General features: G+C 31.8%; 12 protein-coding genes. All 12 read right to left on the bottom strand.

All coding sequences use genetic code 11. The annotated features are described in order from the left end of the window. Window positions 1-115 precede the first annotated feature (115 nt). Window positions 116-442: a hypothetical protein gene (locus VPAR_RS00175; RefSeq protein WP_004698031.1), complete on the bottom strand. Its 327-nt coding sequence runs from the start codon at window positions 440-442 to the stop codon at window positions 116-118. Between the two features lie 66 nt (window positions 443-508). After that, window positions 509-1,585: an acyltransferase gene (locus VPAR_RS00170; RefSeq protein WP_012863645.1), complete on the bottom strand. Its 1,077-nt coding sequence runs from the start codon at window positions 1,583-1,585 to the stop codon at window positions 509-511. 236 nt (window positions 1,586-1,821) lie between these two features. After that, complete coding sequence (locus VPAR_RS00165) at window positions 1,822-2,877, bottom strand: NAD-dependent epimerase/dehydratase family protein (protein WP_012863644.1); 1,056 nt, start codon at window positions 2,875-2,877, stop codon at window positions 1,822-1,824. Between the two features lie 5 nt (window positions 2,878-2,882). After that, the gene (locus tag VPAR_RS00160) at window positions 2,883-3,803 is read right to left on the bottom strand and encodes an NAD-dependent epimerase/dehydratase family protein (RefSeq protein WP_012863643.1); all 921 of its coding nucleotides are present in this window, start codon (window positions 3,801-3,803) and stop codon (window positions 2,883-2,885) included. A gap of 13 nt (window positions 3,804-3,816) precedes the next feature. Then, entirely contained in the window at window positions 3,817-5,265 is a 1,449-nt protein-coding gene (locus VPAR_RS00155) for a lipopolysaccharide biosynthesis protein (protein ID WP_231968134.1), read from the bottom strand. Between the two features lie 69 nt (window positions 5,266-5,334). Further along, window positions 5,335-6,054: an IspD/TarI family cytidylyltransferase gene (locus VPAR_RS00150; RefSeq protein WP_012863641.1), complete on the bottom strand. Its 720-nt coding sequence runs from the start codon at window positions 6,052-6,054 to the stop codon at window positions 5,335-5,337. 16 nt (window positions 6,055-6,070) lie between these two features. Beyond that, window positions 6,071-6,865: a LicD family protein gene (locus VPAR_RS00145; protein WP_012863640.1), complete on the bottom strand. Its 795-nt coding sequence runs from the start codon at window positions 6,863-6,865 to the stop codon at window positions 6,071-6,073. 12 nt (window positions 6,866-6,877) lie between these two features. After that, window positions 6,878-7,879: a polysaccharide deacetylase family protein gene (locus tag VPAR_RS00140; RefSeq protein WP_012863639.1), complete on the bottom strand. Its 1,002-nt coding sequence runs from the start codon at window positions 7,877-7,879 to the stop codon at window positions 6,878-6,880. Further along, window positions 7,876-8,967 (bottom strand): glycosyltransferase, encoded by a 1,092-nt coding sequence (locus VPAR_RS00135; protein ID WP_012863638.1) that lies wholly within the window; start codon window positions 8,965-8,967, stop codon window positions 7,876-7,878. Before VPAR_RS00135 ends, VPAR_RS00140 begins: the two co-directional genes overlap by 4 nt. Before the next feature lie 10 nt (window positions 8,968-8,977). Continuing rightward, window positions 8,978-9,739 (bottom strand): DUF4422 domain-containing protein, encoded by a 762-nt coding sequence (locus VPAR_RS00130; RefSeq protein ID WP_012863637.1) that lies wholly within the window; start codon window positions 9,737-9,739, stop codon window positions 8,978-8,980. Further along, a complete protein-coding gene (locus VPAR_RS00125; RefSeq protein ID WP_012863636.1) occupies window positions 9,729-11,339 on the bottom strand; it encodes an O-antigen ligase family protein in 1,611 nt (536 codons plus the stop codon). Before VPAR_RS00125 ends, VPAR_RS00130 begins: the two co-directional genes overlap by 11 nt. 237 nt (window positions 11,340-11,576) lie before the next feature. After that, window positions 11,577-12,683, bottom strand: coding sequence for a UDP-galactopyranose mutase (glf, locus tag VPAR_RS00120; protein WP_012863634.1), 1,107 nt, complete (start codon window positions 12,681-12,683; stop codon window positions 11,577-11,579). Window positions 12,684-12,693 lie beyond the last annotated feature (10 nt).

The raw sequence follows: 12,693 nt of genomic DNA, 5'->3' as shown, positions 1-12,693 counted from the left end.
GGTAACGAAGGGCTATTTGCTTTTTCCAAAGCAAAAGAAAAGGCAGAGATTATATAACATGTCCTCCATTACTATATATTCAGTAATGGAGGACATATCAATAATTTCTGCCTTTTTATCTACGCGCCACGCGCATAGCTGCCATCATGCCTGGAGATTTCCAGACGGATTGGCCATTATCCGATACGAGTTTATTATTATCGTAAAACACGTCTGCATTGTAATAGTTGTCATCACTAGATGTCACTTTATAGCTAAGACCTGCTGTTGTGTACACCGTAAAGTTGAGTATATCCCCCACTCGCTTTACAGAGTCTTGATCTACATACCAGTTATTACCGAGATATGTCGTAGCATACACATCTTGACGAGCTTCTACATCGTTTGTGCTAATGCCAATTAATACAAGCAATACCGCTAACATATACAAGAATTTACGCATTATAATTACCTCCCGTTTTATGGTAAGAATACTTATATATTATACCAAAAAACACCGATAATCGCATTATAATGGCAGTACTTTCTCAACCCTTGACTGAATCCGGTCGAGGCTTGGCGTAATTGCTTTCATCACAGGTTTTTCTATGAAAGCCAACCGCACATAGTCTACAATCATACCGACGACAAAAATGAGCGCCACTACAAGAATTGCATACAGAGGTAATAGTATTGAATCATAGTACTGATATGTTGCCAATACATTATCCCACATGTAATGAAGGAATAGCTTATTATCATGCAATAGATATATACCAAAGGTAGTAGATGCTACCACATTAATCCAAGGGCGATAAGTGATCTTTGCTTTCAAAAAAATAATAAATAAGCCAATACCTAATAGCAATTGAAAGAAGCCATAATCATTTTGCGTAAAGTAGAAAATCTGTTTCATATACGCTGAATTCGTCATGGCTAGTACATCGACAATGATGTCCCCTAGAAAGGCCCCTACAAGGCCTATGGTGCTAAATATAATACCTATTTTCTTTGTTATATGTGAGCCATACAGCTTGATATATGCCCCCATCGAATAGAATATAACAAAGGAAAAGATATGTTTGAATCCAAAGGTAGTATGTGGTACATTAGGCCACAAATTCAATGCCGTCGGTATTAAGAACCAAATTACCGTGGAAATCACTAGAAGCATAACGTAGTATTTATGCTGTAGCCAACGAAGTACTCGATTAATAATAGGCGCTAGTAAATAGAGTACCAAAAAGTTCTGACCAAACCAACTCATGGCGCCAATAGGCAATAAAGCGAGCATCATATTCCTTGACGTCACCGTATCGAGTCCTAAACCCATAGCCACGCCCAACATGGCAATGCTGTAAAACCATATTTGCCCTACTAACTTGGCAAACTTGTGCAGCTTAAAACTACTAGAAACCATAAAATAGCCCGTTATCATAACAAAGGCAACTACACCAGCCTTGCCTCCAAGTCCAAATACTTGGAGAAACACCTTATTAAACGTTAAATCTGGCGTAATGGGGAAACAACCGTGCACGCTAAAATGGTGCATAATAATTAGTATCATCGAAATGATACGCAACAATTCAATATTGCTCGCTCTCATTCTCTATATCTCATATTCTTCCTCTCAAACTATATGAATACTACGCCAACTGATAACTACCAGGATGACTTGTATACATCATAAAATACATGAAATATATGAGAATGTTGTGACGAATTTTACACATAAAAAAAGACAGCTGATATAATCAACTGTCTTTACAAATTATATATTACCAAGTTACTCTAACATACTTGTTTTTAACATATACGATTCGGTACGACTATTCTTTACCCTTATGAGATATTCTTCTCATATTTTATATAATCAATTAAATTTCTATATCCTGTTACCATGTTGATCTTAGGTTTCCACCCTAACGACTGGATTTTTTCACTATTTAAAATAAACTTTACATCATGTGCATATCCATATTGATTGGCATTATCCGGTATATCAAATACCACGTCTATTTTACTCTTAGCGACTTCTTTTGCTACTAAATTCGCAATATCTTTGATACTTCTTGTTTCATTACTATTACATATATTGTATGCTTCTCCACATTCTCCCTTAAACAGTAATAGTACCAAGGCCGAAAGTACATCAGTTATATAACAAAAGTTTGATACAGATTGTCCTTTGGTATGTAAAACAATATTTTCATTATGCATAACACTTTTAGCAAACTGCATAGATACACGATTATCTAAAAGTGAAAGACCTGGACCAAAACATTGTGCAACGCGAGCAATACAAATAGGTACATTATATTCATGAAAGTAAGCACTACAGTAACATTCACAAATACGTTTACCTTCAGAATACGAACTTCTAACATCTAAATGATCAATATAACCTAAATCATCTTCAGTCATATTTTGATAATCTACTTGCTGAATACCATATTGTTCCATAGAGGATAAATATACGATTTTTTTAACTCTATTCTTTGTTGCATATTGCAAGACGTCTAATGTTGTACTAATGCTATCATTTAACGTTTCAACTGGCTGTGTAACAAAAAACTTAGATGTAGTAGGTGCTGCAGTGTGAAATATATAATCAACAGAATCATTACATGCAACAAGGCCATTAGTAATATAGACTAACTGTTCTGAATTCTTAAGGTTAGAGAACAAAGCCTCTGCCTTTTCTATATTTCTCACGGAACAAATAATATTAATATCTGTCCCATATTTCATATTACTAACTAAAAACAATCGGGTGAGCATAGATCCTATGAATCCGGTTGCCCCCGTTATCAAAATAGTTTTCCCTGAAAGTTTAGATAAGAAAATATGAATATCTTCAACAGTGCGTTCCAACTCATAAGATAAAACATCATTCATAAATACTAGCCCTCTACTGTTTTAAAATACTCATATGTTTTTATTAACCCATCGTGTAAATTATATTTTGCTGTAAATAAAAGCTCTTTTTCTGATTTATCAGTTGCCAAAACAGAATCTCTAATATCGCCTAATCTAGGCTTATCATAAACTACGTCTATATCTTTACCGCTAATATTTCTAAACTCATCAACTAACAAATTGACAGAACTTGAGATGCCAGTACTTACATTATAAATACCTGTAACCTGGTGTTGCATACCTAAAATATTAGCTTCAACTACATCATCCACATATATAAAGTCCCTTGTTTGTTTTCCATCACCGTAAATAATAATAGGAGAGCCTTGTACAATCGCTTTAGCAAAAATACTAATAACGCCCCCCTCTCCACCATTACCTTGTCGTGGACCAAACACATTAGAATAGCGATAACATATATATGGTAATCCAAAAGCTTCATGATAAATACGAAGATAATGTTCTGTAGTTAACTTTGTTAATCCATAAAATGAAGATGGATTTCCAATCATTTCCTCATTTAATGGTAATGTATCCAAATTACCATAAACCGCTGCAGAAGATGGCATCAAAAACTTTTTAACATCTAGTTTTACTGCTGTATTAAGTAAATTGATTAACCCCATCAAATTAATATCACAATCTAACATTGGGTCACGCATAGACGTGGAAACTTCAGTTTGTGCAGCCTCATGAAATATATAGTCTGGACGAAATTCTTCTAAGACAGAGTATAACTTTGGGTCTCTAATATCCAATTCTACGAATTGTGCTTTCGAATGAACAAATTCTTTGTTTCCTGTATATAAGTTATCAATAACCTGTACAGTATGACCATCCTCTATTAAACGATCAACTAAATGAGAGCCAATAAATCCAGCCCCACCAGTTACAGTTATTCTCATTATTATCCCCTTCTTATAGCCTACTTTTTATTAAATCAAGATAAAACCTTAATTCTTTGCTTCTAAAAAATAATATTCCCCATGCCGCTATTATAAAGATGCTATTACATACAACCCCCAGTAAAAGCCCAAACCAACCACTATCCAAAGCAATAAACTGTGATAAGAATTTACTGAAATAAACTAATACAAATGTAACTAGAGTATAACGGAAATAAAGTTTAAAATAACTAACCAAAGACCAACGTAATCCATATTTAAACAAAACATATGGTTCAACTATAAAAGGCATACAAATCGTGCTGATAAACATAGCCAATAACACGCCCCAAACATCAAAATATTGAACCAAAATAATGGAAGATCCTAAATTTATTAAGGCCTCTATTAAGGACATATATCGATTTTGCCAAAAGAGCCCCATGGCATCTTTAAATACTAAGACGCCTTTACGCATAAACATTAGATAGAAGTTGATAACCATCCAAAGTACTATACTTTCATCAAAACGATAGCTATTTCCTAGCCAGATGGTAATAAATGGATTTAACAAAAGGTACAAGTTACTACAGATAAAACAAGCCAAATAAGCTGTCATAAATTCTAATCTCTTGAAAATAACTAATTTATGAGCATCATCATGAGACTCATTCAAATTTCCTACAGATGCCTTTAGTGCATTAAATACTTGATCAGACAACTTATCGATACCATTAATAATCAAATAATAATTCGTATATAACGCAACAGCACTTAAACCTACAAATTTTGATAAAATAATATTTGATGTTCCAAAAACAGTAACACCACCAATTTTATGAAGTATTAAAGCCTTTATATTTCTAATAATACTTTGGTATATATCTTTATTTAAGGGCTGAATATTCTTTTCATTTAAGAACGAATATAAATGATCGGCTTTTCTAGCTATTAAAAAATTCTCAGAAAAGGTCATACATATACGTAGAATAATATATACCCAAAAACTATGAGTTAAAATGACTAAGGCAATTTGGAATAAACTCCCTATCAGTTGAGTAATCCCTCTGTAATAGTTAGCTATATATTGTTTTTGGTCAGCTATAAGCAAGCATTTTTTATAAGAGTAAAAATAACTAATACCCGTATCAACAACAAAGAGTAAAAAGAAAATATTTAAATATGCAATATTAGGAGGTACCTTTATAAGATGTTGAACAAAAGGCGATATACATAATCCTAAGAATAGAATAAGTGTACCAATATAAATATATGCTTTTTTAAATATTCTCATGATTGATTTTGCTGTTTCTAAATCATGATTAGCTAAAGGAGCATATAAACTAAATATAATAGCCGGACCAATGCCCAATTCAGTAAGAGATAATACAGTTAAAATATTATCAAATAAGCCATTTAAGCCTAAATATTCAATAGATAAATAATATAGTAATACAAAACGGATAATAAACTGTAATACCATATTAAATCCATATACAATTAACGTGGAATTTATGTTCTTAATTGCACTAACTGTCCGCATAATATCAGCCTATAATCCCATGATATTGAGGCTATTTTTTACTTCTAAATAAGCCTTAAATGTATAAAAATCAATAGGTGTTGTAATCTTAATATTCTCAGCTGGTCCTATTACTGTAAACAGTTCAGCCCCATAAAACTGCATCATAGATGCCGAATCTATGAACTCCAAGTTTTCAGATCTTGCTTTTTCATGTGCCTTATAAATATCTTTTAAATAGAAGCATTGTGGCGCTTTAGCAAGTAAACATTCATCTCGAGAAAGTATTTTCCCTACATGAGAAAGCTCATTATCTTTTAAAACAATAGTTTCTATAGCTTGTGAAACAGTAATGGCATTACCATATGTTTTTGTGGACGATATACACGTATTAATTAGCTCATTAGAGATAATAGGTCTAACCCCATCATGTAATAAAACTATACTATCTTCATCATATAGTCTTGAAGACTCTTGAATTCCAAGATAAATCGACTCCTGTCCTGTTTTTCCACCTGGAATAATCGATTTGACTTTGTCCAAACTATACTTTTGTACTAATTTACTAACCTCTTCAATAATAGACTCTAATACTACTAAAACAATTCCATCAATATTATTATTATTTTGAAAGTGTTCTAGCGTATACACTAATATTGGTTTCCCATTAACTTCTAGCAATTGTTTCGGTGTGCCAGTAGAACTCATGCGTTGTCCAGTTCCTCCAGCAAAAATAATACCTATATTCATGCTATACCCCTATACATTAAATCTCATATGCTCTAATACTTGATATTTTACGTTTACCTTCTGGTGGTATTTCCATATAGTTACGACCATATAAATTACTTAAATATGTATCGTAACATGAAAAAACCTCTAATTTTAAATCTCTAAACTCTATAGGGACACGTTTTTCAAAAGCATCCTTTACCATACATTCAGCTTCACCATAAACGCCACCAGTAATAGCGCCTACATGATCAGAAGTATTATAATCATACTGTTTTGCTAATTGATCTAATTTATGAGCCCAATATTTATATCCCACACATTTAGCAAAAATAATTAATATAGACTTGATAAATGCTCTAGTAAATGATTTACCATGTCCTAATTTAGCATCACACAGTTCAAGCATCTTACTATAAATTTTACGTTTTTTATAGATACTAATAACTTCATTTTTATCATTTGGCAATCCATCAACAGGCATAATATCCATAAATAAAAACTGATTAGCATTACTGTACTCATCTTCAATCCTGATATCAAGCTTTTCTAATCGTGCAAAAGGATATTTTGAGTTATTACGCTCAATGGATCTAAGCAGGTAATCGCTATTTAAAACCATTGGAAATATAGTAATTAATTTTTCATAATCTGGCCGACTTAAACAAATGTCTATATCATCATCCCAAGGAATAAAACCTTTATGCCTAATGGCCCCTAATAATGATCCTCCTGATAACGAATATTTAATATCATTCTCTTTACAAAAGGAATCAAACTCTTTAAGCATTATATATAAATGATCTTGAATTTCAGATATAGTCAACATTATAAAAATCCCCTAATTTTCAAACCATACTAACTTCATTTGTCGTATAAATTCATCTTCTGACCAGTCTTCAATGCCGAATCTAGGTATAGAAAATGGATTAGTATTAGAATGAAGCTGTGCTCTTTTAGTACTAACTGAATATGTGAATCCTAGATCTTGAACAATTTGTTCTGTCACTTGATCAAAACTTTCTTTATGACCAAAAGGATACGCAAAAATATCTATATCCGTGTGTAACAAATTTTCTAAAAAAAGCTTAGAAGATTGTATTTCATGTATTTGTTCTTCTCTACTAATTTGTTTCAACGCTGGATGGTGTATAGTATGCGCTCCTAATGTAATTAACTGACTTTGATATAATTCTATTAACTCCGATGAAGTCATAGTCCTATTATTAGGGTTAACCTTCAATCCATAAGATTCATACCATCTGTCTAATATCATATCTCTTTCATTAGGATGTAGAGAAAAAAGCATATGGTGTAACGTATAAAAACTATGTAATCTCTTTTTATCATCAGATACATCAAATACATGTCTTTGATTTAATATATCTAACTCAATTAATTCTCTTAAATTTTTATTTTCGAATAAAACAGTTTCTAATTGATCCCACCAAAACTCTTTACCAGTATCTACACCGCCAGATGTTATAAAAATCGTCGCTGGAACTTGATATTTTTTTAAAATTGGAAAGGCATATTTGTAATTATCATAATATCCATCGTCAAAGGTAATAATAACAGATGGTTCCTTTATATCATTGCGTTTTAAATCATTAAAAGTTATTACATTGTAGTGATTTTTTAAGACGTGAATATGTCTTTCAAAATTATCAGGAGTTACATTAATATTAAATAAATCACGATTCAAATAATTAACTCTATGATAAAGTAAAACAACTACTGGCTTATTAAAAATATTATGGATTAAATTGATTGGAGCCAACCTTTTTCTATAGATAGATCGAATCCACGGTAGATTTTCTTTTATATAATCTTTAAAACTCATTGTTTTCCCTTGTATATATTTTCAATCTTCTTTATAGCAACACAGGAATCATAACCTAGTTCTTTAATTCTAGATCTATAATCAATATATTTATTCTTACCAAATTTAGACATAATCTCATAAGCCCATTGTTCAGGATTATCAATTGGTAAAGCCATACATAAATCAGTTAACACAACCTCTTGTGTAATCGTATCAGATACTAATATTGGTATGCCTAATGCTTGTGACTCAATAGCAATTAGCGGTAGCCCTTCAAATAATGATGGTAATATCATAATATCTATAGCTTGCATAACCTCAACAGTATTATTTACATACCCCATAAAAATAACCTTGTCAGATATAGCTGCTGATTTTACAAGACTTTCAATCTTATGACGTTCTACACCATCCCCCAATAGAAATAAATAACTATTAGGATTTTGTTTTAATACCTCTTTAAATATATCAATAATAAAAGGGTGATTTTTAACAGGTGTAAAACGACCAATATGTCCTACTACCAATGCATCCTTAGGAATGTTGAATTTTTGTCTAACCTCCAAACCTAGATTTATATTTCTATCATATAAATCCAAATCAATAGCATTATGTAATAAATAATATGAATCACTATCTATACAAGTTCTAGGAAACATCCATTCTGATGCCTTAGTTGAGCAACCTATATACTTATCAACCAAATAAGGTAATAAAAATCTTCCAACCTTATGTAATCCTGTCTTTAGAAAGCGTACGATTTTTCGATTATCATCTATACTAGAGCTATGCGCATGTAGAATAATAGTTTTAAATCCAGCTAATTTAGCAATCAAAATAGGAATAATATTGACATAAGATTGATGAAAATGAATGATATCTTTTCCTTCAGAAAGTAGGCACTTCATTTTTTTATAAAACTGAATAATATAATACGGTCTACTAACCGTCTCTACCTTATAATTTACATCAAAATTTTGAGGATCATCATAACTCAGTAATGTTAATTCAAATTCTTTTTTATCAATCATTCTATATAATTGAAGAACATAAGATGTTAAACCTCCCATATCTTTATCTATAGGAAGTTCTATTACCTTTATCATAGTCAGTATATTATCTCCCAAATAATTTACGTTTTAAAAATAATCCACCTTTTTTAATCCAATTTTGAGGTTCCATAAAAGATACATTTTGTTCTTTATAGCTAATATTATTAGCTTCAATCCATACATCAAGCAAGATTTCGCTAACAAAACCATAGATACGTGCTTCATACGTATCATAATCAGAAATATCAACACGTTTTTCGATTTCTTCTAAGATGGAAAACATCCATTCACAGTATTGATCAAATAAATCTCTACGCATAACGAACATGTTGAACATATGAGCCCAAGTGCGATTGCATACCTTTGTGAAAGCAGTACTATATTCGGGATATTTTTCAGCGATGATTTGCTCTGCCGCATCTAGTCCTGAGCTATGGTGGGCATTATTATAGTGAGAACGATTGGACTCAATATAATATTTACGCTTATCTGCTACTACTACAGGATATTGTGAAAGCAGTTTCTCCCATTCTGCTCCCGTTAAAATTTGATTCTTTTTGCCCTCCACAGAGCGTACCTCTTTACGTGTAAAGTAACGTCTGTAGTGAACGAGACCAATATAATCTGCATCAAGATTTTTCCACGCCCAATAGAGGCCCGTCAATTCACAGTAATTAGCATTCTTTGAAGATATATTATCTCCTGTATGATCCCCTGTATAACCAATATCAACCTTACCTTCTCGCCCTACATGAATCGGCATATAAACAGAATCTTCAGGCATCCAATATTGTTTATGTGTTGCTACTAAAATCTTAATATTCACTAATTTCATCCACCTTATTGCGATATGAATTTCTCGTATATACTAATGCATAACCAAACCCTAATAATATCCAAAAATAATATAGCTCATTTAAAGTCGTTCCTATCCCTGTCAACAAAGACTCTATATAAGCAATTGTAAAAAATATAATATATATATCTTTTGGATTTTTAAATACATAAATAAGCAATCTAACTAGTAAGAATACAATAGGTCCCATAAACAATAAAAAACTTATGATCCCTGTTTCCGATAAACGAGAGGTATATTCTCCCAACATTGGAATAGAAATATTAATAAGGCCTTTATTTTTAATATTTTCAATCCACATTTTTACTTCCGCACCATTTAACGTATCTTCATCTAAATGATTCAAAACATATGGGGTACGTAATCCTTGCCCAATTCCTAATAATGGATTTTCCTTGAAAATATCTAAGTCAGCTTTCATAACACCATATCTTTGATTATTACTTCTCCTGTCTTTTTTAGATAGTGAAGAAATATTATTTTCCCCATAAGATTTAATTTCATTTGCAACCTGCTGAGTTGATATATTTTTAACTATTGTACTAGTTGTACTTTTATTAGAAGTATCTTGTACATAAAGAACATTAGATGTATATACTATATTTCCTATAAAAGCTAAAAGACCTATTAAAGTTACAAGAACTGTATGTACTACAAATTTTTTGTTTCTAAACTGAATACAAAGTGCCACTACAAGCAATATATGATCTATTATCAATAAAACAGTTGCCGTTCTACTATTTGCCAATAAAGTAATCATTTCTAAAAGTAATAAAAGAATGGAGGAAAAGATTAGCAATTTCTTATTCTTAGATGAAAAAATAACATTCCATATAAAAGGAATTGTAATAACAGTATAAATACCTAGAAAGGACGGCTCTGGAAAAAGAGAGCGAATTTGAAATTCAGACCAAAATAATGGTGGCCACCATGTATTATTAATCTCAATAGCATGAACAATAGGTCTTATGTATGTTAATAATGAAAGTGCCCATTGTTGTTTACCAAAATAAAATAGTTCAATAACACCAAAAATAACAACTAGACTAGCAGAAATTAATGAACCCTTACTTACTATTTTTGTAATTGTTTCAGAGCGATTTTTATACCAATAGAAAATCAAATAAGAAAATCCAAATGTAAAAATAAGTTGAGTCAAGGAATTCTTTAGAACTCTAAAGCTAAAATGAATGACTGATAAAGTATATTCACTCGCAGTTTCATTAAATATCAATTGAATTATGGCTTCCAATTTATGATTTATATAATTAGTGCCAGGAACTAAATCATAGTAAGGGAAATTAATCAAACCATAAATTAAAGATCCAGTAATACTTAAACCTAAAAGAGCTATATATAATATTTCTTTCCGATATAAATGATAGTGACGTAGACTATGTCTTTTTAGCCATACACTATACACTAAACAAATAAATAATGTATAAAATGATGCTTTTGCTGAAAACTCGCCACCTAAAAAACCTATTCGTAAAGACATGGGGATTACAGGGAATATTACAAATATAAAACTTAATCCTATTAAACTATCAATATATTTATTACTAGACATATACTCTCATCCTACTACTCTCATCTTATGATTTCAATTATATTAACTTGGAATTACCAAAGAAAGAGGGGCTATAAAAATATGCATTAAATCAACTAAATTAAAATGATTACTCATTTAGATAATCTCATACAATGCTGCATAATATTTAGATAACTAAAATACAATTGCGATTAACATGACCAACAACATCTAAAAATATAGTAGCCTCCTTTAGTGAATCTATCCACTCAATCCTCATTCCTGAAACTCCTTATTACATAATGCTAAAGCACTAGCAATAACCTTATCCATATCGTAATATTTATATTCACCTAAACGACCACCAAATATTACATTGGAAATCGCTTCGGCCTTTTTAACATATCTAGAATATAGCTCTAAATTCTTTACGTCATTTACCGGATAATACGCTTCCTCGCCGATTTTCCAGTCCTTTGGATATTCTTTTGTTACATACGTAACGGGCTGTGTACCAAATTCAAAATGCTTATGTTCAATGGTACGAGTATACGGAATTTCACCTTCCGTATAGTTCACCACCGCAACACCTTGATGATTTTCCTCTTCGAGACGCTCAGTTTCAAAGTGAAGACCACGATACTCTAATATCCCTTCAGAATAACCAAAATATTCATCTATAGGGCCAGTGTAGATAATTCTATCTGCCAAAGCTTCGTATTCATCGCGATGTTTGAGGAAGTCTATGCCAAGACGCACTTCAATACCTTCTAACATGCGTTCAATCATCTTGGTATAGCCACCCATAGGAATACCTTGGAAACGGTCATTAAAGTAATTGTTATCGTATGTGTAACGCACTGGCAAGCGTTTAATGATAAAAGCTGGTAGCTCTGTACATTTACGACCCCATTGTTTTTCCGTATACCCTTTGATAAGCTTTTCGTAAATATCAGTACCTACGAGGCTGATGGCTTGCTCCTCCAAATTCTTAGGTTCCCCTGAGATGGCAGCTCGTTGTTTAGTAATAATATCTTGTGCCTCTTTTGGAGTTCGAATATTCCACATTTTAGAAAACGTGTTCATATTAAACGGTAAATTGTACATCTCTCCCTTATAATTTGCCACAGGGCTATTTACATAGTGATTAAATTCTGCAAATTGATTGACATAATCCCACACATGTTTCAAGGATGTATGGAAGATATGAGCACCATAGACGTGGATATTGATATCATCTTTGCTTTCACAATATAGATTACCTGCTATGTGATTGCGTCGGTCGATGACAAGTACAGATTTACCACGCTTGTGCGCTTCATGGGCAAATACTGCACCAAATGGGCCCGCCCCTACTACTAAATAGTCAAATTTTTTATTCATATATATATCC

It is taken from the genome of Veillonella parvula DSM 2008, assembly GCF_000024945.1.
In the GTDB taxonomy this organism is placed as follows: Bacteria; Bacillota; Negativicutes; order Veillonellales; family Veillonellaceae; genus Veillonella; species Veillonella parvula.
The sequence above is the reverse complement of the archived record's forward strand: the minus strand, read 5'-3'. Positions and strand labels throughout refer to the sequence as shown.